The organism is Aestuariimicrobium sp. T2.26MG-19.2B (assembly GCF_950101875.1).
Lineage (GTDB): Bacteria > Actinomycetota > Actinomycetes > Propionibacteriales > Propionibacteriaceae > Aestuariimicrobium > Aestuariimicrobium kwangyangense.
The window spans coordinates 1701392-1723774 of sequence record NZ_CATNLW010000001.1; the positions used below are offsets into that span (position 1 = coordinate 1701392).

Here is a 22383-nt window from a genome sequence, read left to right on the forward strand (position 1 = left end):
GCGGGTGAGGGTGTGGTCAGTCGTGCAGCAGGAAGTCGAGTTCCCCGGTCAGGTTCGACCGCGCCTGGGCCTCCCACAGTTCGAGTCCCCGGTCGGTGTGGAAGATGCGTTCGGACTCGAGGAATCCCTGCAGCACCTGGGCACGTCCGCGGCGGAAGGCGGCGTCGTCGACGTGGGCGTACTCCATCCGGATGGCCCGGGCGTACATCCAGTACCGTCCCTCGGGTCCAGCCAGGGTCGACAGGTCGGCATCGCTGAGCGCCTGACCCGCCTCGTCGTGCCGGCTTGGTGCGTGGGTGATCGTCAGTCGGACGAGTCTGGCCACCTCGGCGACCGTGCTGGTGGGCACCAATCCGGCCAGGGCATGCTCGGCCCAGGCGGCGCTGGCCTCCTCGTCCTGCACCGGGATGCCGTCGTAGATGGCGTCGTGGAACCAGGTGGCCAGCTGCAGTTCGGGGGTGGCGGCCCCCAGTTCGTCGAGCGCCGCCAGCATCATCCACAGGTGGCGGGGGTCGTGGTAGTGGCGGCCCGGTGCCGACCAGGCGTCGACCAGCCGATCACCGAGGGCCGGATCGGAGGGCACCAGGTTCGTCCACTGGTACCTCAACGGTTCGACCAGGCTGCCAGCCGGTGGCAACTTGTCGGGACGACGGACCCGCAGTCCCGACCCGGAGAGCCGCGCGACGAGTTCGCGGGAGGAGATGTGCTGGGCCCCTGCGTCGACCAACCGGTCGAAGTGGTGCTCGGCGACGTCGAAGTGGTCGTGGTCGAAGGCCCGGATGTCGAGGGCGTTGGCGCGGGCGAAGCGGTGCAGTGCCGTCAGGGAGTGATCGCTGACGAGGTGCCCGAAGACCGTGCCGTGGGCCGGCCAGCGGGGGGTGTCGATCAGGATCGCCATGGGTCCATTCTTGCCACACATCCGCGGATCACGGTCTCCGGCCAACGCCCGCGGTCACCGTCCGAGTTGAACGTCCTCGGTGACCTGGCCGCGCACCAACCGGAGCCACGGGGCCCGCTTGTTGCGGTCGACCACCACCGACAACTGGTCGGTGCGCATGATCCACATGGTCACCAGCACGAACGTGATCCCGATCGGGATGCCCTGCACCGCCACCGTCCAGCGGGGGCCGAAGGTGTCCCCGATCCAGCCGATCACCGGGCTGACGAACGGCACACCGCCCAGGATCACGGCACCCCACAGGCTCATCACCCGTCCGCGCATGGCGGGCTCCGTGCTCATCTGCACCAGCGAGTTGGCCGTGATGATGCAGGTGATCGAGGTGAAACCGACCCCCACCAGCAGGGCCGCGAACGACCAGTAGTTGGGAGCGATCGCCGAGATGCACATCACGATGGCGAACCCGGCCATCGCCTCGAGCACGTAGCGCAGCCTGGGGCGGGGACGACGGGCCGAGGCCAGGGCGCCAGTCAGGGCGCCGAGCCCCATCCAGGAGCCCAACATGCCGTACTCGCTGGGGCCCTTGCCGAACGCCTCGGTGGCCATCACCGCATTGGAGATCGCGCCGTTGAAGCCGAACGTGCCGAACATGAACGCGATGAACAACAACACCTTGAGGTCAGCGCGTTCGCGGACATAGCGCACCCCCTCGACCAGCCCGCCCTTGCCCTTGGCGCGCGCCGGGTGGAGTTCGGCCTTGTTGAGGCTCGACAACGACACGATCAGGGCGGCGAAGCTCAGCACGTTGAGGGCAAGCACGGGGCCGGTGTCGATGGCGGCGATGAGCACCCCGGCGATACCGGGGCCCAGCAGGCGGGCGCCGTTGAAGCTCGCCGAGTTGAGGCTGATCGCGTTCGGCAGCATCGACAACGGCACCACCTCACTGACGAAGGCCTGCCGGGCCGGCCCGTCGAACGCCGCAGCGGTGCCGTCCAGACCGGCCAACAGGAACACGTGCCACAACTGCACGTGCCCAGTCAGCACCAGTGTCGACAGCGCGATCGCGTCGATGGCCATCATCGAGGCGGCCGCGTTCATGATCGTCCGCTTGCTGACCCGGTCGGCGATCGACCCTGCGATGGGCGCCAGCAACAGGGTCGGCGCGAAGCTGAGCGTGGTCAGCCAACCCAACATGCTGGCGTTGCCGCCGGTGAGGGTCACCAGCACCAGCCAGGCCTGGGCGGTGCGGGCCATCCACTGGCCGATGTTGGAGGTGGTGAGACCGATGAAGTAGCGCTTGTAGTTGCGGTTGGACAGGCTCGCGAACGTGACGCTCATCGACTGTCGTCCTCCAGAAGGCGGTTGAGGATGAGGGTGGCTTCGTACAGGACTTTCTGCTCCTGCGGGGTGCAACTGCGCACGCGTTCGACCATCCAGTGGTCCCGGCTGCGGCGGCCGTCGTGGAGTTCACGCAGGCCGGCCTCGGTGAGGGTGAGGATGCGCGAGCGACGGTCGTCCGGGTCGGTGGTGCGCGAGACGAGACCGCGGTCCTCGAGTTCCTTCAGGGTGCGGCTCATGCTCGGGGCCGACACGTGCTCCCGCTCGGCGAGTTCCGTCGCCGTCTTCACCCCCCGGTCGAGGGCGGCCAACACGGTGAACCAGTGCGGGGGGATGCGGGTCGCCTGCAGCCGCACGCGTCGGGTGATGCGCATGCAGGCGGCGCGTAGGTCGTGGGCGATGGTGGAGGTGGCAGGAAGCACGGCCGAGGTCCCGGGGGTACGTCCCACGACCAGCGGCGGCGGGGCGCGCGACGCAGGCGTGAGGAGCAATGTTTACGTGGGCTAACCATATCCCCCCAACTCGCCGGGACTAGGCTGCCCAGCATGATTGGACCAGCATGATTGGACCAGCATGACCGGGACGATCCGGGTGTGCCGGCCCGAAGAGTTGCCACGGCTGATCGATCGCGCCCTCGACGAGGAGGAATGGCTGGTCCCGCTCGACCCCGGTCACCACACGGCTGGGACCGCTCGGCTCGACTGGCTCGCCCCCGATCGTCCCGAGACGAGCGCCGGCGGTGGGGTCATCGTCACGACCTCGGGTTCGACCGGGGCTCCCAAGGGTGTCTGTCTTCCCGGGTCCGCCCTGCGGGCGGGTGGCCTGGCCACCCAACAGGTCGTCGGCCCGGCCGACTGGGTGTGCGCCCTTCCGCTGCAGTACGTCGCCGGACTGATGACGCTGGTCAGGGCGAGGATCGCCGGTCATCGGTTCACGGAGGTCGATGCGTCGTTGTCGGGCCTGGCCGAGGTGGTGGCGGGACGACCCGCGGCCCTGTCGGTGGTCGCCACCCAACTGCACCGCGCCGTCGCGCTCGCCGACGAGGGGGTGTTCGAGGTGGTGCGCAGCATGGCTTCGTGTCGGATGGTGCTGGTGGGCGGTTCGGCGGTCGAGGCAGGCCTGTTGGCACGCGCCCGCGGCATGGGCATCAAGGCCGTGACCACCTACGGCATGAGCGAGACCGCCGGAGGCTGCGTCTACGACGGCTCACCGCTGCCCGGGGTGGGCATCCACCTGCTGGGGCTGCACGAGTTCCCCGGTGTGCTCCGCAGTGGCGACGCTCCCGAGATCGACGAGGGACGGATCGCCATCAGCGGGCCGATGCTCTTCTCGGGCTACCGGAACCGGCCCGACCTGACCGCCGAGACGTTGGTCGACGGTCGAGTGGTCACCCAGGACAGGGGACGCTGGCGCCAGGGCCGGTTGCGGGTGCTGGGCCGTTACGACGACGTCATCATCTCCGGCGGGGTCAACGTCGACCTCGCCGAGGTGCAGCAGGCTGTCGAGCGGGTCGCGCCGGGCCGCGCTGCCGTGGTGGCGGCCCCCGATCCCGAGTGGGGGGCCAGCGTCTGCCTCGTCGTCGAGGGGGATGAGCCACTGGGGTGGTGGCGCGGTCAACTGCGGGACGAGGGGCTGCAGGCCCCCGCGCTGCCCAAGCGGCTGGCCCGCGTCGACACGCTGCCCCGCACCGTTTCTGGGAAGATCGACCGGCAAGGTCTGCGCGTCCACTTCGGTTGACGGCCCCGCCCGGGGTCGGTGGAGCGCGGCCGCTGACCAGGAGTGAGTGCATGGCCACGTTCAGCCAATGGGTGGAGGGCGCTCGTCCACGGACCCTGCCAGCCGCCACCGCACCCGTGATGGCGGGCACGGCCACCGCCTTGTTCTCCCTCGACCGGGGATCGTTCGGGGGTCGCGAGTGGCTGGTGGTGCTCCTCTGCTTCGTCGTCGCGCTCGCCCTGCAGGTGGGGGTGAACTACGCCAATGACTACTCCGACGGTGTCCGCGGCACCGATGACGACCGGGTGGGCCCGATGAGGCTGGTGGGGTCGAGGGCCGCTCGCGCACGGGAGGTCAAGGCGGCCGCCTTCGCCTGCTTCGGTGTGGGCGCGCTGGCGGGTCTCGGGCTCGTGCTGGTGACCCACCACTGGTGGCTGGTGGCGGTCGGCGTGGCGTGCATCCTGGCGGCCTGGTTCTACACCGGCGGGAGTCACCCCTACGGCTACGCGGGGCTCGGGGAGGTGATGGTCTTCATCTTCTTCGGGCTGGTTGCCGTGGGCGGCACCCACTACCTGCTGACCGGCACCATCGACGCGGCGGCGGTGATCGCAGCGGTGGCCATCGGAGCACTCGCCTGCGCCCTGCTGGTGGCCAACAACCTGCGCGACATCGTCGGCGACCGCGAAGTCGGCAAACGGACCCTGGCCACGCGTCTCGGCGACGCCTCCACCCGCCGTTTCTACCTCCTGCTCGCCGTGGTGGCCGCCCTGGGATGTGTGGCCGTGTCGGCGCTCACCAGCGTCTGGTTGCTGGCTGGCCTGGTGTGTCTGGTGGGGCTGGTGCCGGCCCTGCGCCGGGTCCGCGGCGGTGCGCTGGGGCGTGACCTGATCCCCGTGCTGAAACTCACCGGTCAGGCCGAACTGTTGCTCGGCATCGGACTCGTGCTCGGCGCCGTCCTCGCCCGCTGGTGACCCACCAGCCACCGGTTCGACGGGAGACGGGGCCGGGGAAGGGGCAGGTCACGGGAGGGTGACGAACTGGCACCCCGCTTGAGCGCCGCCCCTGGTCAGTGGTGAAGTGGGAGCACGCTCGGCTCGGGCTGATGCCGTTGGCAGGAGTCGTCCGAGCGAGTCAGTACGGCCTTCCAAGAAACGGAGATTCCGTGAATCCCAGGCTCAAGACCCGGCACAAGGTGCTGATCGCATCGGCGGCTGCGACCGCCGGCGTGGTCGCCCTCGCCGGGAGCATCGACCAGGGATCGTTGGCCAGGACCCTGCTGCCGACCCCGGGGAGCCGTCGGTTGCCCGCCGGACTGGCCGGTGACGTGAAGTACCTGCGCCGCGCCGTCCGCCGCCTGGAACTGGGGGCGACCCGCCAGGAATGGCTCGCGTTCTCGGAGGTGCTGGCGACCCGCCCGTCCGGCAGCGTCGACGACCTCACGCTGACCACCTCGGAGGCGCTGGCCCAGTTCCACAACGCGGCCACCAGCCTGTTGACCACCAGCGCCCATCGCCTGCCGGTGCGTTTCAGCTGGATGGCGGACGACCTGGTGGTGGTGAAGGCCCGACCCGAGCACGCCGAGCTGGTCGGGCAACGCGTGCTCAGGATCGGTGGTGGCCAACCCCACGACGTGTGGCCCGGGTTCGTCCGATTCATCGGTGGCGGGACCCGCGCCTGGCAGCGCAACCGAAGCGCCTGGTTCTTCACGGTGCCAGCGGCACTGCAGCGGATCGGGCAACTCACCGACCAACGGGTCCCGGTCCGCCTCGAGACCGAGGCCGTCGATGGCACCGTCACGGTGACCCACCTCACCGCAGATGTCGAGGCCCTCCCCGGCGGTCCGCTCGCCGACTTCCGTGACCGGTTCCCCGGGGACGCGGGGCTGGGCACCCGCGGCTGGGTGACCGCCCTCGACCAGTTGGACGAGGAACGTCTGCCGGTCTCCCAGCGTCGACTCAACGACCTGGTCTGGCACACCCGGCTGGGCGACGCCAGCTACCTCCGGCTGCTCAGCAGCGCCGACGGTCGCGACCCCTCGTCCCAGGTGGTCGAGCGGGCGGTCGCCGATCTGGCCGACGACGAACCCTCCAGGTACGTGGTCGACGTGCGCTACGCCGCCGGTGGTGACTACCGCGCCGTGCTGCCGTTGGTGCGGGCGGTCGCCGAGCGTGCCCGCACCCTGAGCGTGCCAATTCGTGTCGTGATCGGCCCCAACACCGTCGGGGGAGGGTTGATCGCCGCCAGCCAGGTGCTGGCCCATGCCCCCGAGCGCACCCTGTTGGTGGGCAATGAGGTCGGCGACGAGTTGAAGTTCCGTGGTCAGGGACGACTGGTGGTGCTGCCCCGCTCAGGGCTGACAGTGCAGCTCTGCCACGACTGGCACGACCTCTCCCACGACGCCGGGCTGTGGGGTGACGTGTGGTTGCCCGACAAGTTCCTGCTGCAGGGGGTGGGGCAGTTCCGCCCCGACGTGGCGGTGCAGAACACGTGGCGGGACTACCTGGCCGGAACCGACCGCATGCTCGACGCCGCCCTCACCAGCTGACCCGGCGCCGTGACGACGACAGCTTGGCTGGAGGCGACAGCCACCGAGATCCACTCCTACGGGATCGACCTGCGGATGCGCTTCCGCGGCATCCAGCGACGAGAGGGGCTGGTGCTGCGCGGCCCCGCAGGATGGGGCGAGTTCAGCCCCTTCCTCGACTACTCGGGCAGCGAGCTGGTGGGCTGGTGGCTGGCCTGCGAGGAGGCCTGCACGCGGGGCTTCCCGGCGCCCGTGCGCACCAGGGTCGCGGTGAACAGCACGGTCCCGGTGATCCCCCCCGACCAGGCCCAGCGGTGGGTGCTCGCCCAGGGCTGTCGGACGGCGAAGGTGAAGGTGGCCGATCCGCGATCCGACCTGTCCAGTGACCATGATCGACTCGCCGCCGTGAGGGAGGCATTGGGTGCCGACGGCCGGGTGCGGATCGACGCCAACGGTGCCTGGAGCGTGGACGAGGCCGTCGAGGCCATCACCCGCTTCCGTTCCATCGGGCTGGAGTACGTGGAGCAGCCCTGTGCGACCACAGAGGAGTTGGCCAGTCTGCGCGTTCGTCTGGCGCGGGCGGGAATCGACGTGCCGATCGCAGCCGACGAGTCGATCCGCCGCTCCGGTGACCCCGAACGGGTGGTGGCCCTCGAAGCGGCCGACATCGCCGTGCTCAAGGTGCAGCCACTGGGTGGGGTGCGGCGCTGCCTCGAGTTGGCCGAACGGCTCGGACTGCCGGTCGTGGTGTCGAGCGCACTGGAGACATCGCTGGGACTGCGGATGGGCATCGCCCTGGCTGCTGCGCTCCCGGAATTGCCCTACGACTGCGGACTGAACACGTCGACCCTGCTCACCTCAGACCTCGTGGACGAACCGCTGGTCGCCGTCGGGGGCGCCATCGAGGTGCGCGAGGTGTCGGCCGATGAGGTGCTGCTCGGGCGGCACGCGCCATCGCAGGAGCGCGAGCGCTGGTGGCTCGAGCGGCTGGCGACGACCCGACGACTGGCCGAGGCCGGCGCTCGTGGGACAGTGGGCCCGTGAACGCACCCCTGCTGGCTCGCACCGTCGTGCAGACCCTGATCGCTGCTGGAGTGCGCGAGGTGGTGCTGAGTCCCGGGTCGCGCAACGCCGGTCTCGCGCTGGCCCTCGCCACGGCCCACGAGGCCGGACGACTGCGTCTGCACGTGCGCGTGGACGAACGCTCCGCCGGTTTCCTCGCACTCGGTCTGGCCAAGGCGAGCGGGGGGCTGGTGGGTGTGGTCACCACCTCGGGCACTGCCGTGGCCAACCTGCACCCTGCGGTCGCCGAGGCCCACCACTCGGGGCTGTCCCTGGTCGTCATGTCAGCCGATCGCCCCTTGTCGTTGCGTGATTCGGGGTCGAACCAGACGACCCGGCAGGTGGGCCTCTTCGGGCCCCACGTGCTTGACAGCGTCGACCTGGCCGACGAGTCGGGCCGCCCGCAGACCTGGCGGGGGCAACTCGTCCGCGCGCTCACCTTGGCGGCGGGGACCCGCACCCGCGAGCCCGGGCCGGTGCACGTCAACCTTGGCCTGGCCACCCCGTTGGTCGATCCCTCCCTGATGGAGTCCCGGTGGCTGGACGAGGCGCCTGCGCCACGATCGGTGGCAGCGGCGCGCCCAGCCGAGCCGACCATGATCAATCCCGGACCTCGCACCGTCGTGGTGGCCGGCGACGCCACCCCCCCGCACGGACGGGCCGCGCGCGCCTTCGCCGAGCAACTGGGGGTGCCGCTGCTGGCCGAGCCTTCGTCCAATGCGCGCAGCGGGGGGTTCGCCGTCGGTCGGGTGGCCGACCTGTTGACGAGCGACCTGGTCGGCGACATCGAACGGGTCATCGTGTTCGGCCATCCCACCCTGTCACGCCCCATGACCCGTCTGTTGGGCCGCTCGGACTGCGAAGTGATCATGGTCGCCGACCGGGCCAGCTGGGTCGACCCGGGCTGGGCCGCGACCTCGGTGGTCGACGCGGTGATCGCCGGTGGCACCGCTGACGGCGCCTGGCTGCGTCGGTGGCTCGACCACCCCGCCAACGTCGAGGCGCCCGATGGCGGGTGGACGTCGAGGTCGGTGACGGAGCGGGTTCTGCTGTCGGTCACCCCGGGGGAGGCCCTGGTGCTGGGTTCCTCGGCTCCCATCCGTTGGGCTGACCGCGCTCCCGTGCCCAACGAGGGGCCCATCGTGTTCGCCAACCGGGGTCTGGCGGGCATTGACGGCACCCTGTCGACCGCGCTCGGCACCCGCTTGGTCACCGGCCTGGGCACCACCGTGCTGCTCGGAGACCTGACAACGGTCCATGACCTGACGGCGCTGGTGGGCGGCGACCTGGAGCAGGACCCGGGGGTGCGGGTGGTGGTCGTCGATGACCACGGAGGAGCGATCTTCGCCGGCCTCGAGCAGGGAGCCGAGGTCTACGGCCGCCACTTCGCTCGGGTCTTCGGCACACCCCAGCGGGTCGACCTGGTCGCCGCGGCGAGCGGGTTGGGCGCCGATGCGCGGGCGGTTCGTTCGCTCAGCGAACTGGACGAGGCGCTCGCCTCCCCCCACCCCGAGCACGGCTGGCAGGTCATCGTCGCCCGACTCACGGGTACCGCGCCGGTCGAGTAGGTAGCCTCGTGCTGGATCTCAACGAGGAGGTCAAGGAGGACGAGGGCAAGCCTGCGTGGAGCGAGGAGCCGGCCACGGAGCGGTCGCGCACAGGACGAGCGGGAATTTCCGGGAGGCATCATGTGGTGGGCGTTGTTCTGGGGAGCGGTCGCCGGCGGAGCCGTGCTGCTCGGTGCAGTGCTGGGGGTCTACGTGAAGGGATCGCCGCGCCTCATCGGAGGCGTGATGGCCTTCGGCTCCGGCGTGCTGATCAGTGCCCTGGCCTTCTCCCTGACTGCTGAGGCTTTCGACAAAGGCGGCTACCTCGCCGTGACGATCGGACTGGCGCTCGGGGCGATGGCCTTCTTCCTGGGAAGCGTCATCCTGGAGCGGCACGGCGCCCACGATCGCAAACGCTCCGGAGGGCAGCGAGGCGTCGGCCAGAAGGGCGCGAGCAACAACAAGGGAATGATGCTGGCACTGGGAGCGCTTCTCGACGGCATCCCTGAATCCGCAGCGATAGGCATCAGTCTGCTCGGCGGTGGTTCCGTTGGCGTTCCCGTGGTCGCCGCCGTATTCCTGTCCAACATTCCCGAGGGCTGGTCGTCGTCGGCCGGCATGCGCAAGAACGGGCGCTCGGTGCGCTACATCTTGCTCCTCTGGCTCGCGGTCACAGTGGCTTCAGCCATCTCGGCACTCCTGGGCTTCGTGCTCCTCGCCCAGGCTCCTGACGTCGTCGTCGGCGCCGTCGAGGCGTTCGCGGCCGGGGCGGTCATCACCATGCTCGCGGACACCATGATGCCGGAGGCCTTCGAGCGCGGGGGAGCGACAAGCGGTCTGCTCACGGCGCTCGGTTTCATCCTCTCCTTCTTTCTCAGCCAGTTCTGACGGGCTCTGCCCAAGCACCTCGTCGGGCCGCGCGCGGACCATCTGTTCCAGGGTGCGACCCGAGGGAGCGTCAGTTCCGCCGCAACCACTCCCGGACGGCGAAGGTGGCGCGCACGTCGTCCTCGTTGTACTCGAGCAGTCGGGTGGCGGCGGCACTCCGGACGGCCTCCGTCGCACCGTTGACGGCCTCGTCGAACCATGTCTGCGAGGCGAGGCCAGAGGGATCGACATCGCGCCACGAGAACCCGGGTCCCTCGGCTGCGACCACTTTCAGTCCCAGCCCCTGCGCACCGAACCAGTGGTCACGCACGGTGGTGAACAGGTCGGTGAACAGGGCGTGGTTGGCGGCCAGCGACAACACTCCGGCGTCCTGGGTCATGCCTCCGACCTTCGCAAGGTGCACCAGTTCGTAGTCGGAGTAGTGGTAGACCATGGCGTCCCGGCCGGCGCAGAGGTCGACCAGCCACGCCGCCGCCTGCTTGGCGAGGTCGCCCTCGGTGTGATCCTCGAGCGTCTCGAACTCGGCGAAGGCCTTGTAGTACACCTCACCGCTGGCCCGGTCGTGCACCAGGAATCCCCACAGGTAGATCCGGTCGTCGCGGCTGGTCTCGATGTCGAAGTCGACCTCCAACTCGTGCTCGGGCAACCGCACGGGGATGTCGTTGATCCGATCGAGGGTGACCCCGTCGGCGATCAACCGTGCCCGGCGCTTGGCCAGTTCGAGTCGTCCCGCCCCGCCCGGACGATGCTGCACCTCGGGCAGGTAGCGCGGCATCAGGTCGTCCAGATCGATGCTGACCAAGTCCTGCACCGTGGCCACGCCGAGCTTGCGCAGGGCCCCGATCTCGCGGACGTCAAGGGGCGACTTGAGGATCTGCGCGCTGAGGTCGTCGTCGTCGAGGGCTGGCGCACACACCGACCACCACTGACACGAGTTGCACTCTCGGGTGACGATCGGTTGCACCATCAGCCGGCTCGCCGGCGAGGTGTGCTCGCTGGCCATCTGGGCGACCTTCAGGCGGAAGCCGAACTCGTGGTCGTAGCGTTCGATGGCCGAGCGACGCTTCCAGCCCGTCTGGGCGGTTCGCGAGAAGGTGCGGAAGGCCTTGTGGATCAGGCTCAGCCAGACCACGCCCCGGTCGTCGTCGAACAGGTCGAGTCGATCCGTGCCGATCAGGGCCCCGACCGGCGCCCCGGGGGAGACCCATTCGATCTCCTCGAGCAGGCGCCAGAAGTGGGCCAACTGCAGGGCATCGGACTCACGACCACTACGGAAGCTGAGTTCGGGCACCACGGCAGAGGTGCGGGCAGGGTCGCCCAGCCGAGAGACCCACACCCACGGCTCCGCCATCTTCTGGCGTTCGAGCACCAGGTGCTTCTTGATCCGCAGCGGAAGGTACCCGGGACGACCGTCCTCGCGGTCGGCGTCACGCACCAAGGCCTCGGGGCTTCCCTTGCGGTGCCCCTCCAACGACCAGGGGAGCCGGGGTCCCAGGATGACGGGAGCGCCTGCCGCCACCGCCTCACGGGTCAGCTGCAGGGCATCGGGGTGGTCGCGCAGGTCGACCGCTCCCGGCACCCCTGCCAGAATCGGGTGGATCTCGTCCTTGAACAGGTTGGCCCCCGCGAAACGCTCCTGCGCGGAGGCGTCGTCGACTGGCGCGTCAGGGGACAGCGGGTCGTACTCGTGCTGCGTCTTGACCGGGCAACTCTGCGCCGCGTACGGCCCCAGCAGGATCATCGGCAGCCCACGTTCAGTCGGCCCAGGCGCGATGCAGGGCGACGATGCCCCCTGAGAGGTTCATCCATCCCGGTGCCCGCCACCCCGCCTCGTCGATCAGGTCGGCCAGCCCCTGCTGGTCCGGCCAGGCGCGGATGGACTCGGCCAGGTAGTCGTAGGCGGCCGGGTTGCTGGCGAACCTTCGTCCGATCGGGAAGACCGTCGACAGATAGGTCTCGTACAGCCGGCGGAAACCGCTGTTGACGGGGGTCGAGAACTCGCAGATCAGCAGTCGCCCACCCGGCCGGGTCACCCGCCTCATCTCCCGCAGGGCACCGACCGTGTCCTCGACATTGCGCAGGCCGAAGCTGATGGTGACGGCGTCGAAGGAGTCGTCAGCCCAGGGCAGTTGCAGTGCATCCCCGGCGACGAACGTGAGCTCGGGGTGACGGCGGTGGCCCTCCGCGAGCATGCCGAGCGAGAGGTCGGTGCAGTAGACGCCAGCCCCGCGGTCGGCGATCGGCGCGGACGACGCCCCGGTGCCCGCCGCCAGGTCGAGGACACGCTCACCCGCACGAGGTTCGAGGGCCTCGACGACCTCGTGGCGCCAGTTGGTGTCGACCCCCATGGTCAACATGCGGTTGAGCAGGTCATATCGCTGCGCCACCCCGTCGAACATCGCGCTCACGTCGGCGCGCCGTTTGGACAGGTCAGCTCGAATCTCCACCACGGCCACCACTGTGGCACACCCCTACGACAGGATTCGACCCGGTGGCGTCAGATCGCGCCGTGCGTCGTGGCGAGCCGGAGGCGGTCCGTCGTCCACAGGCTGGCCGGGCCTGGGTCGGGGGCCCGACAAAACCCTTCTACGATGGATGCCATGGCAGCCCGCACCGTCGTCCTCAAGGTGACGAACCTCTCCAAGTCCTACGGACCCAGCGTCATCGTCGAGAACTTCTCCCTCGAAGTACGTGAGGGTGAGGCGGTGGCCCTCACCGGACGAAACGGCGCGGGCAAGTCGACCGTGCTGCGCTGTCTGGTGGGCGCCGACCGCCCCACCGAGGGCACCGTCGAGGTGCTCGGCGAGAAGGTGAGTGAGTCCAACGTCGACATCCGCCGCAACGTCGCCACCGTCATCGACGACCTCGACTTCTTCCCCGACCTGTCAGTGGTCGAACACCTCGACCTGTTGGCGCGAGCCCACGGGCTCGACGACGCCGATGCGTTGGTCGACGAGGTGCTCGAGGAGGTGCAGTTGGTGCCGCAGTCGGGCCAGCTCCCGGGCACCCTGTCGTCCGGGCAGCGCCGCCGCCTCGCACTGGCCACCGCCATGGTTCGCCCCCGCAAGCTGCTGGTGCTCGACGAGCCCGAGCAGCGACTCGACGTCGAGGGCATCCGTTGGCTGGGTGAGCGACTGCGCGCCGAGAAGGAGCGCGGACTGGCCATCGTGCTGGCCTCACACGAACCGTCGCTGGTCGAGGCCCTCGGCTGCCGCATCGTCCAGCTCGGAGGTGCCCGCGGATGAGCCGCCTCAGTCGCAAGAAGTCCGGGCCCAAGGCCACCGCCCCCAAGGCGGGTCAGGCCAGCGAACCCGTGGTGGTGCTCGCGGAGCAGCCGGAAGCCCTGCCCGAACCCGCTCGCCTGGTGGTGCAGCAGGACGTGAACTCCCTGCACCAGCACCAGGTCGACGAGCGACAACTCCAACTGCTGATCAAGGACTGGCGCCGCGGACGAGCCACCCGCAGCGTCGGCCAGATGCTCTCGGACGCCTACGTCGCCCTCTTCTCCGTCGCCGTCATCGCGGCGATGATGATCAGCTCGCTGATCCGGGCCCAGTCCTTGGCCGCCGACTGCTCCGCCGACTCGTGCGGTGCCGCCCGCGGCCTGCTCCCGTGGGCTGCCCTGGCCGGGGTGCTGGGTCTGGCCCTGGGTGCGGCCCGCATGTTCGGCCCGGTCCTGGCCTCTGCCGCCGAGGGATTCTGGCTGATGGAGGCGCCGCTGCGCCGCTCGAAACTGCTGGCCGCACGCCTGCTCGCCGCCATCCTGCTGGCCCTGGTCGGCGGAGCCGCCGTGGGTGCCCTGACCAGCACGCTGACCGGTTCGTCCGGTGACGCCGTGATCGCCTGGACGGTGGCCACCGGGTTGGGCGCAGCAGGTCTGACCGCCATGGCCGCGGCCGAGCAGGGCGCCGAACGCACCTGGATCGTGAAGACAATCCAGGCCATCGTGTCGCTGGTCGGCCTGACCGCGTTGCTGCTGGTGGTGGCGACCGCCTCGGGGTGGATCGACCTGGGCCTCACCGACAACCTCGCCGTCGAACTCGCCGCGATCGTCGCCGCCGCAGGGCTGCTGCTGGCGGTCGGCGCGGGCATCATCGCCCGCACTCGTCTCGACCGCATCCGCCGCTCCCGACTCACGTCCGGTGGTTCGCTGATCAGCGGTATGCAGGGGGCCATGTTCGCCATGGACTTCGGGCTGATGCGCGACATCCTGGTCGAGCGTGAAGCCGTCGACCGGGGGCACGTCCGACCCACCCGCGGACGAGGCACCGGGCTCACCGCCCTGGTGCTGCGCGACGTGCAGCGGATCATCCGCTTCCCCAAGCCGTTGGTGCTGCTCGCGGCCTCGGTGGTCGTCCCCTATTCCGTGCAGGCGCTGGGGCTGGGACGACTGGTCGTCCCGATCGCCGCCATCGTGTTGATGGCTGCGCTCATCCCCTTCTTCACCTCACTTCGCATCCTGTCGCGCACCAAGGGTCTGGCCCGCGCGTTCCCGTTCACCACGGCCCAGATCCGCACCGCCACCTGTGTGGTGCCGGGCGTGCTGGCCCTGGTGTGGGGGATCGCGGTGACCCCTGCATTCGTGGGTGTTGGCGGCACGTCCATGGTCGGCAAGACCCCCGTTGACGCCGCCATGTGGGCCCTCGTCACCGGTTTCGCCGGCATGCTCGCCGCGATGCGCTGGCAGTCGGCCAAGTCGGCGAACTACCAGGCACCGATGGTGGCCACCAGCATGGGAGCCATGCCGCCCGGGCTGATGTTCAACCTGGTGCGCGGCTTCGACATGGTGGCGCTGATGAGCGTGCCCGCCGTGTTCGGCTGGACGCCGTGGATCTCTGTGGTGCTCGGCATCATCATCTTCAGCTTCCTGCGCGTGGGCGGCATCGACCCCGAAGAGATGCGTGAACTGCAGGAACAGCAGAAGAAGCAGTTGAACGAGTCCCGGCTGGGTCAGGCCGCCGGCAACCCTGCGGCCGGCAAGGGCCCATCGTCCAAGCCGGCTGGCAAGGCCACGACACCCGCCGGCCAGAAGATCAGGATCAAGCGCGGGGAGTGAGGCTGACTGCTTCCGGTCAGCCGGAGAGGGCGTCGCGCATCGGGCGGAACTTGGCGATCGTCTCGGCGAGTTCCTCGGCCGGGTTGGAGTCGCTCATGATGCCGGCCCCGGCATAGATCTGGATCTCGTTGGGCGTGGCCTGGTGGATCTGCCCCGAGCGCAGCGCCAACGCCCACTCACCGTCGCCGGCGGTGTCGATCCAGCCGACCGGGCCGGCGTAGCGTCCACGATCGAGGGTCTCGAGTTCGTTGATCAGGTCGAGGGCCACGTGGGTGGGCGACCCGCAGACCGCAGCCGAGGGGTGCACCGCCGCCGCCAGCGCCAGGGCCGTCACGTTGTCGACGACCGCGCCCGTGATGTCGGTGGCCAGGTGCAGCACGTTCGGCAGCTCGAGGATCGAGGGGGCCTCGGGCACGTTCATTCCCGAGCAGAACGGGGCGAGTCGCTCTGCCACCGAGCGCACGGCGTACTCGTGCTCGCGCAGGTTCTTGCTGGACGAGCGCAGCGCCTCCGCCAACCGTGAGGCCTCGTCGTCGGTGCCCCGTCGGATGGTGCCGGCGAGCACCCGTGAGGTGGCCAGTCCGCCCCGGCGGCGCACCAGCATCTCGGGGGTGGCTCCCAGCAGGCCGTCCAGCAGGAAGGTCCAGGTGTTGGCGTAGCTGGTGGTGAGTCGCTCGACGACCCAGCGAGGGTCGATGGGGCCACTCGCCCGGGCGATCAGGTCCCGGGCGAGCACGATCTTCTCGAGTTCACCCCGGTTGAGCATCTTGACAGCCTCGCCGACCATCAGTTCCCAGTCGACGCCCGACATCGCCCCGTCCGACCACGACAGCTCGCCTGGGGCCTCGGGGGCCGGCTGCCGCTCGGGAGGGTCGTCCACCAGGCGCCCGTAGCCCAGCCGTGTGTACCAACTCTGGCCGTCCCGGCGGCCGATGACCACCTCGGGAACGACCAGCACGGAGGGCTCGTTCGAGTGGTCGGGATCGAAGGCGAATGACCCGAGCGCGACCGGTCCGGTGCCGTACTGGCCGTACAGCTCGGTCTCGTGCTCGATGGTGGCTGAGAACTCCGTCCACCAGATGTCGGCTGCGTCGAGGGAATCGGTGGCGAACCTCGCCACCTCGCCGATGCCCACGATCCCGTCGCCCTTGCGCAGGAAGGCGGACGCGCCGTCCCGGGGCAGGTAGGTCTCGAGCGGTCCCGGGTCGGGGATGGCCACGGTACGGGCCCGCAGCCGCGCGGAACCGGGATTGAGGATCACCCTCGCAGCCTAGCCAACAGGCCTCGGGAGGTAGGGACGACCGGCTGGATTGACCCGGCTGGATTGACACAGGGCGCCGTGATGAACCCCCTCTTGGACGACGGTGGACGAGCCATCCGGCAGCCGCCCGGAGGGCAGCGGAATGGCCGTCCCGGCTTCGCCTGCGGCGGGCTGCCATGACACGCTGGGACCAACGCGACAAGGAGGCCGTGATGACGCAGCTGGACGCCAACCTGGCGATCTTCGAAGAGGCGGGGCGCATGTTCGCCGACCTGATCGAGGACCTCGACGAGGATCAGCTGGCTCGGCCGGCCACCGACGAGTGGACGGTGCGCGACCTGGTGGGCCACACCACCCGGGCCCTCACGACCGTCGATGCCTACCTGGACGAGCGGGCCGATCACCCCGACCACCACACGCCCAGCGGGTACTACCACCAGGCGATCCAGACGATCGACAACGCCTCCATCGCCGAACGCGGACGCGAGGCCGGCCAGGCGCTGGGGGACCAGCCTGCGGTCTTCGTGCGCGACCTGCTGGAGCGTGTTCTCGACCGGCTCGAGGCGTTGACCGATGAAGGTGACGGCGACCATCGCGTCGACCCGGTGATCGTCACCCGCGGGGGCTCGATGCACCTGTCGGCCTACCTGCCCACGCGCACCCTCGAACTCGTTCTGCACTGCCTCGACCTGGCCCGCGCGCTGGGTTGCGACCTGATGGTTCCGGTCGACCCGATGCGCCAGACCATCCAGGTGCTCTCGGAACTGGTGCTGCTCGACGGCCACGGGGCCAGCTTGGCGCGGGCGCTGTCGGGGCGGGGGAGCCTGCCCGAGGGCTACTCGGTGTTCGCGGGCATCCGCGCCCGCTGAAGCCATGGCGCCCGCAGACGCGTCCGCCGAGGGCGGGCCTCCGGTGAGGCAGTCGGCAAGCCTGCCGCCTCGCGAGGAAGCTGACCCGATCCGGCCGCTCGTTGGCCCTGAGCCCGGCGAATCGGGGTCGCAGGGCATCCGGAAGCCGGAATGGTTCAGCTGGCCGCGCCAAGGGGCGACGCGTCACCCAGCCACGCCTCCCGAGGCTCACCCGCGTCCCCACTGCGGGTCGGGAGCCGTGTGGGCCAGCCCTCAAGCGCTCATTAACGCAACCCTGCGATTGCCTAAATCAGAAGCGTCATGGCTTGTCAGCCCGCAGTCTCATGGGGGTGAACGCTGGTTTAGCGCGGTTCGGCAATTCGGCCTAGAGTAAGGCTCGAACCGGGCGGCCCAGGGGTCGCTCGCACTGCTGAGTGGGTGCTGCGAGGCACCCGTGGGAGAAGCGATGAGTGACGCACAGGCCGCCAGCCCGGCAGCCCCTGCACCCACCTCCCTCCCCGAAACCCCCAGCCAGTCACCAGACTCGACCTCGGCCAGCTCGCGCAAGCCGCGCTCCTGCGATGCCATCGTCGTCGGGGGAGGGCCCGCCGGAGCGGCCACCGCCGCCCACCTCGCCCGTCGGGGCCTCGACGTGGTGCTGCTCGAGAAGGCCAGCTACCCCCGCGACAAGATCTGCGGCGACGGCCTCACCCCTCGCGCGGTCAAGCAACTGGTCAACCTGGGCATCGACACCTCCGAGGAGAACGGCTGGCACCGCAACCGTGGCCTGCGGGTCTACGGCGGTCGGGTCGAACCCTTCGACATGCCCTGGCCCGAACTGAAGGACTTCCCCAACTACGGACTCGTCCGCCGCCGGGAGGACTTCGACGCACTGCTGGCGGCGCACGCCGTCGCGCTGGGCGCACACCTGTTCACGGGTGCCCAGGTGACCGCCCCGATCATCGACGAGACCAGCAACCGCATCGTCGGCGTCACCACCAAGGACGGCCGCGAGTTCCGCGCCCCGGTCGTGGTCGCCGCTGACGGGGTCTCGAGCCGCCTCTCCGTGGCCATGGGCATCACCAAGCGCGAAGACCGCCCCATGGGTGTTGCGGTGCGTGCCTACTTCGAGTGCGAGCGCGGCAACGGCGACTGGATGGAGTCGTGGCTCGAACTGTGGGACGGGAAACCCCACGCCTCGAACCTGCTCCCCGGCTACGGCTGGGCCTTCCCGACGGGGGAGGGGATCGCGAACGTCGGCCTCGGCATGCTCGACACCTCGCCCGCGTTCGCCAAGACCGACTACCGCGAACTGATGCGCACCTGGCTGGCCGCCTGCCCGCCCGAGTGGGGCTTCACCGACGAGAACCTGCGCGGACCGATCCGAGGTGCGGCCCTGCCGATGGGGTTCAACCGCCAGCCCGCCTATGACCGCGGCCTGCTGCTGGTCGGCGACTCCGGCGGCATGGTGAACCCGTTCAACGGTGAGGGCATCGACTACGCGCTGGAGGCGGCGGCACTGGCGGCCGAGGCGATCAGCGAGGCCCGCTCCCGCGGTTTCGGCACACCGAACGCCGAACTGGCACTGCGTGGCTACGTCACCCACCTCAAGTCCGACATGGGCGGCTACTTCCGGCTCGGGACGATCTTCGCCAAGCTGATCGGCCACCCCGAGATCATGAAGCTGTGCGTGCGCCACGGGCTGCCCCGCAAGAACCTGATGAGGTTGGTGCACAAACTGCTCGCCAACCTCACCGACGAACACGACGGCGATGTGATGGACAAGACCATCAACGCCCTGCGCAGAATGGCGCCATCGGCATGATCGCGCCCACCAGCTCAGTTGACCAACACCCGTTCGGCCCAGGAGGGGACTCGTGAACGCCTACATCCCGATCATCGGACTTGCCGCCCTGGCGGCGCTGTTCATCATCGTGTCGATCATCCTGTCGATCAACGTGGGTCCCCAGCGCTACAACCGGGCCAAGTACGACTCCTACGAGTGCGGCATCCAGCCCACCCCCCAGCCCGTCGGCGGCGGACGCTTCCCGGTGAAGTACTACATCACCGCCATGTTGTTCATCGTCTTCGACATCGAGATCGTGTTCCTCTACCCGTGGGCCGTCTCGTTCAACCGTCTCGGCCTGTTCGCGGTCGTCGAGATGGTGCTGTTCATCGTGACCGTGTTCGTCGCCTACTTCTACGTCCTCCGCCGCGGCGGCCTGGACTGGGACTGAGCGGGCGGGCAAGAGAGGAACTGAGTCATGGGTATTGAAGAGAAGCTTCCCAGCGGAGTGCTGTTGACCTCGGTCGAGGCGATCGCCGGCTGGATGCGCCAGGCCTCGTTCTGGCCCGCCACGATGGGTCTCGCCTGTTGTGCCATCGAGATGATGGCCTTCGGCACCCCCCGATTCGACTCCGGCCGCTGGGGCCAGGAGGTCTTCCGCGCCTCACCCCGCCAGGCCGACCTGCTGATCGTCTCGGGACGTGTCTCGCAGAAGATGGCACCTGTCATCCGTCAGGTCTACGACCAGATGCCCAACCCCAAGTGGGTGATCGCGATGGGCGTGTGCGCCAGTTCGGGTGGCATGTTCAACAACTACGCCATCGTGCAGGGTTGCGACCATTTCCTTCCCGTCGACATCTACCTGCCCGGCTGCCCGCCTCGTCCCGACATGTTGATCGACGCGGTCTTCAAGCTCAGGGAGCAGCGGGTCTCGAAGCTGCCGATCGGCGCCGACATGCAGCAGGCCATCGACGACCGCGAGCAGGCGGCCCTCGTGGCACCCGCCACCCATGAGATGAAGGGCCTCATGCGATGACCGACCAGAACCCCCCCTCCCAGAACCCCCCCTCCCAGAACCCCTCAGCACAGAACCCCTCAGGACAGAACGGGGGAAACCTGAACACGGGCCAGCAGAACCCGGTCCAGCAGGTGCCCGACGAGCTGACCGCCAGCGAGGCGGAACTCACCCCCACCACCCCCGGCGGTGTCACCACCGCGCAGACCCAGGTGCTCGGCATCCGCACGGGCATGTGGGGCAGCAAGGGAGGCTCGGGTGACACCTCGGGCTACGGCGGCATCTCACGCACCAAGCAGATGCCGGGACTGACCGATCGTCCCTACGGTGGCTGGTTCGACGAGGTCGCCGACCGCATCGAGGAACTCGTGCCCGGTTTCGGTACCGGCCGGGTGTACGTGCACCGCGACGAGATCACCTTCTTCGTGCGGCCCGACCGTTTCGTCGAGGTGCTGAAGGTGCTGCGGGACGACGCCCAACTGCGCTTCGAGGTCTGTGTCTCGGTCTCCGGTGTGCACTACCCGGGGTCGGTCGGCGAGGAACTGCACGTGGTCTACGAGTTCCTCTCGATCACGCACAACCGGCGCATCCGCATCGAGCTGACCTGCACCGACGAGAACCCGCACCTGCCCAGCGCGGTGGCGGTCTACCCCCACACCGACTGGCACGAGCGCGAGACCTGGGACATGTTCGGCGTGATCTTCGACGGTCACCCCGCCCTCACTCGCATCCTGATGCCGGACGACTGGCAGGGCCACCCCCAGCGCAAGGACTACCCGCTGGGCGGCGTCCCGGTGGAGTACAAGGGCGCGGTCGTGCCGCCCCCGGACGATCGGAGGAGCTACTGATGAGCACCAACACTGCCGGCCAGTCCGCCTCGTCGGCGAACCCGACCGCCTCGCGGCCCGACGCGTTCGGCGCCCAGGAGGGTGTCGTCGACAACGTCTACCTGAGCCAGGGAGGCGACTGGGACGACATCGTCTCCAGCCAGGCCGAGCGTGGCGACGAGACCATCGTGGTGAACATGGGTCCCCAGCACCCCTCCACCCACGGCGTGCTCCGTCTGATCATGGAGATGGACGGCGAGACCTGCACGTCGATCCGTCCGGGTATCGGCTTCCTGCACACCGGTATCGAGAAGAACATGGAGTTCAAGACCTGGACCCAGGGAGTCACCTACGTGACCCGCATGGACTACGTCGCGCCCCTGTTCAACGAGGCCGTCTACTGCCTCGCCGTCGAGAAGCTGCTCGGCATCACCGACGACATCCCCCAGCGCGCCAATGAGATCCGGGTGCTGGTGATGGAGCTCAACCGCATCGCCTCGCACCTGGTGGCCATCGGCACCGGCGGCATGGAGATCGGCGCACTCACGGTCATGACCATCGGCTTCCGTGAGCGCGAGATGATCCTCGACTTCCTCGAGGCGGTCTCCGGCCTGCGCATGAACCACGCCTACATCCGCCCCGGTGGTGTCGCCAACGACCTGCCCGAGGGTGGCCTCGACCAGTTGCGCAACGTGATCGCGTGGCTCGACAAGCACCTGCCCGAGTACGACGCCTTCTGCAATGAGAACCCCATCTTCAAGGGACGCATGCAGAACGTCGCGAACGCCGACCTGGCCACCTGCATGGCCATGGGCATGTCGGGTCCGGTGCTGCGCGCCGTCGGTCTGCCGCACGACCTGCGCAAGTCGCAGCCCTACTGCGGCTACGAGACCTACGACTTCGAGGTGCACACCTGGAACACCGGTGACGCCTACGGCCGGTTCCGCGTCCGGCTCGCCGAGATGTACGAGTCGCTCAAGATCGTCAAGCAGTGCGCCGACCGGCTCGAGAAGTCGACCGGACAACCGGTGATGGTGGCCGACGCCAAGATCGCCTGGCCGGCCCAGCTGACCGTCGGACCCGACGGCCAGGGCAACTCGAACGAGCACATCAAGCACATCATGGGCGAGTCGATGGAATCCCTGATCCATCACTTCAAGCTCGTCACCGAGGGCTTCTCCGTGCCCATCGGGCAGGTCTACCAGGCCATCGAGTCGCCCAAGGGTGAACTCGGCTGCCACGTGGTCTCCGACGGCGGTACCCGTCCCTACCGGGTGCACTTCCGTGACCCCGGGTTCAACCACCTCCAGTCCGTTCCCGTGCTCTGCGAGGGCGCGATGATGTCGGACGTCGTGGTGGCCATCGCCTCGCTGGACCCGGTGCTGGGAGGTGTCGACCGATGAACGACTTCGGTCGACAGCTCGCAACGAGCGGAGCGAGTGGTGCGCGAGGTGTCCGGGGGGTGCAGGGCGGATGTCCCTCCGGCCTTCGACAGCTCGCAACGAGCGGAGCGAGTGGTGCGCGAGGTGTCCGGGGGGTGCAGGGGGGCTGTCCCTCCGGCCTTCGACAGCTCGCAACGAGCGGAGCGAGTGGTGCGCGAGGTGTCCGGGGGGTGCA

The 22383-nt window shown here is 69.2% G+C and carries 20 protein-coding genes; 14 read left to right on the forward strand and 6 right to left on the reverse strand.

The features are described 5' to 3' along the window. Positions 1–16 precede the first annotated feature (16 nt). Genes QQZ11_RS07590 through QQZ11_RS07600 form a run of 3 tightly spaced genes read right to left on the reverse strand, consistent with a single transcriptional unit; the run spans position 17 to position 2658 of the window. Complete coding sequence (locus tag QQZ11_RS07590) at positions 17–898, reverse strand: DUF4031 domain-containing protein (protein WP_022911005.1); 882 nt, start codon at positions 896–898, stop codon at positions 17–19. A gap of 54 nt (positions 899–952) precedes the next feature. After that, positions 953–2236, reverse strand: coding sequence for an MFS transporter (locus QQZ11_RS07595; RefSeq protein WP_284549657.1), 1284 nt, complete (start codon positions 2234–2236; stop codon positions 953–955). Then, the gene (locus QQZ11_RS07600) at positions 2233–2658 is read right to left on the reverse strand and encodes a MarR family winged helix-turn-helix transcriptional regulator (protein WP_022911003.1); all 426 of its coding nucleotides are present in this window, start codon (positions 2656–2658) and stop codon (positions 2233–2235) included. Before QQZ11_RS07600 ends, QQZ11_RS07595 begins: the two co-directional genes overlap by 4 nt. 151 nt (positions 2659–2809) lie before the next feature. On the opposite strand from QQZ11_RS07600, the gene QQZ11_RS07605 reads away from it, so the two are divergent. From QQZ11_RS07605 to QQZ11_RS07630, 6 genes are all read left to right on the forward strand, one after another. Beyond that, entirely contained in the window at positions 2810–3973 is a 1164-nt protein-coding gene (locus QQZ11_RS07605) for an AMP-binding protein (RefSeq protein WP_284549658.1), read from the forward strand. 50 nt (positions 3974–4023) lie between these two features. Next, positions 4024–4923, forward strand: coding sequence for a 1,4-dihydroxy-2-naphthoate polyprenyltransferase (locus QQZ11_RS07610; RefSeq protein ID WP_284549659.1), 900 nt, complete (start codon positions 4024–4026; stop codon positions 4921–4923). Between the two features lie 191 nt (positions 4924–5114). Further along, complete coding sequence (locus QQZ11_RS07615) at positions 5115–6497, forward strand: hypothetical protein (protein ID WP_284549661.1); 1383 nt, start codon at positions 5115–5117, stop codon at positions 6495–6497. Between the two features lie 9 nt (positions 6498–6506). After that, positions 6507–7520 carry an o-succinylbenzoate synthase gene (locus tag QQZ11_RS07620; RefSeq protein ID WP_284549663.1) on the forward strand — a complete coding sequence of 338 codons (1014 nt, stop codon included), beginning with the start codon at positions 6507–6509 and terminating at the stop codon, positions 7518–7520. Beyond that, entirely contained in the window at positions 7517–9106 is a 1590-nt protein-coding gene (menD, locus tag QQZ11_RS07625) for a 2-succinyl-5-enolpyruvyl-6-hydroxy-3-cyclohexene-1-carboxylic-acid synthase (RefSeq protein WP_284549664.1), read from the forward strand. Before QQZ11_RS07620 ends, menD begins: the two co-directional genes overlap by 4 nt. A gap of 120 nt (positions 9107–9226) precedes the next feature. Next, a complete protein-coding gene (locus tag QQZ11_RS07630) occupies positions 9227–9973 on the forward strand; it encodes a ZIP family metal transporter (RefSeq protein ID WP_284549666.1) in 747 nt (248 codons plus the stop codon). 70 nt (positions 9974–10043) lie between these two features. On the opposite strand, the gene QQZ11_RS07635 is transcribed toward QQZ11_RS07630, so the two are convergent. Together QQZ11_RS07635 and QQZ11_RS07640 are read right to left on the reverse strand one after the other, a co-directional pair. Beyond that, a complete protein-coding gene (locus tag QQZ11_RS07635; RefSeq protein WP_284549668.1) occupies positions 10044–11714 on the reverse strand; it encodes a TM0106 family RecB-like putative nuclease in 1671 nt (556 codons plus the stop codon). A gap of 13 nt (positions 11715–11727) precedes the next feature. Then, positions 11728–12423: a demethylmenaquinone methyltransferase gene (locus QQZ11_RS07640; protein ID WP_284549670.1), complete on the reverse strand. Its 696-nt coding sequence runs from the start codon at positions 12421–12423 to the stop codon at positions 11728–11730. Positions 12424–12564: 141 nt separating this feature from the next. Here QQZ11_RS07640 and QQZ11_RS07645 point away from each other — a divergent pair, with 141 nt between their 5' ends. After that, a complete protein-coding gene (locus QQZ11_RS07645) occupies positions 12565–13218 on the forward strand; it encodes an ABC transporter ATP-binding protein (protein ID WP_026378167.1) in 654 nt (217 codons plus the stop codon). After that, the gene (locus QQZ11_RS07650; protein ID WP_284549671.1) at positions 13215–15029 is read left to right on the forward strand and encodes a DUF6297 family protein; all 1815 of its coding nucleotides are present in this window, start codon (positions 13215–13217) and stop codon (positions 15027–15029) included. The genes QQZ11_RS07645 and QQZ11_RS07650 overlap by 4 nt, the downstream gene beginning before the upstream one ends. Positions 15030–15045: 16 nt before the next feature. On the opposite strand, the gene QQZ11_RS07655 is transcribed toward QQZ11_RS07650, so the two are convergent. After that, the gene (locus QQZ11_RS07655; protein ID WP_284549673.1) at positions 15046–16290 is read right to left on the reverse strand and encodes an isochorismate synthase; all 1245 of its coding nucleotides are present in this window, start codon (positions 16288–16290) and stop codon (positions 15046–15048) included. A 212-nt stretch (positions 16291–16502) separates the two neighbouring features. On the opposite strand from QQZ11_RS07655, the gene QQZ11_RS07660 reads away from it, so the two are divergent. From QQZ11_RS07660 to QQZ11_RS07685, 6 genes are all read left to right on the forward strand, one after another. Then, the gene (locus QQZ11_RS07660) at positions 16503–17159 is read left to right on the forward strand and encodes a maleylpyruvate isomerase N-terminal domain-containing protein (protein WP_051139818.1); all 657 of its coding nucleotides are present in this window, start codon (positions 16503–16505) and stop codon (positions 17157–17159) included. Positions 17160–17604: 445 nt separating this feature from the next. Continuing rightward, entirely contained in the window at positions 17605–18963 is a 1359-nt protein-coding gene (locus tag QQZ11_RS07665; protein ID WP_284549675.1) for a geranylgeranyl reductase family protein, read from the forward strand. Positions 18964–19015: 52 nt separating this feature from the next. After that, positions 19016–19375, forward strand: a complete 360-nt coding sequence (locus tag QQZ11_RS07670) for an NADH-quinone oxidoreductase subunit A (protein WP_022910989.1) — start codon at positions 19016–19018, stop codon at positions 19373–19375. A 27-nt stretch (positions 19376–19402) separates the two neighbouring features. Further along, positions 19403–19960: a NuoB/complex I 20 kDa subunit family protein gene (locus QQZ11_RS07675; RefSeq protein ID WP_022910988.1), complete on the forward strand. Its 558-nt coding sequence runs from the start codon at positions 19403–19405 to the stop codon at positions 19958–19960. After that, complete coding sequence (locus QQZ11_RS07680; protein ID WP_022910987.1) at positions 19957–20787, forward strand: NADH-quinone oxidoreductase subunit C; 831 nt, start codon at positions 19957–19959, stop codon at positions 20785–20787. The genes QQZ11_RS07675 and QQZ11_RS07680 overlap by 4 nt, the downstream gene beginning before the upstream one ends. Continuing rightward, on the forward strand, positions 20787–22169 hold the full coding sequence (locus QQZ11_RS07685) for an NADH-quinone oxidoreductase subunit D (protein WP_284549677.1): 1383 nt from the start codon (positions 20787–20789) through the stop codon (positions 22167–22169). The genes QQZ11_RS07680 and QQZ11_RS07685 overlap by 1 nt, the downstream gene beginning before the upstream one ends. Positions 22170–22383 lie beyond the last annotated feature (214 nt).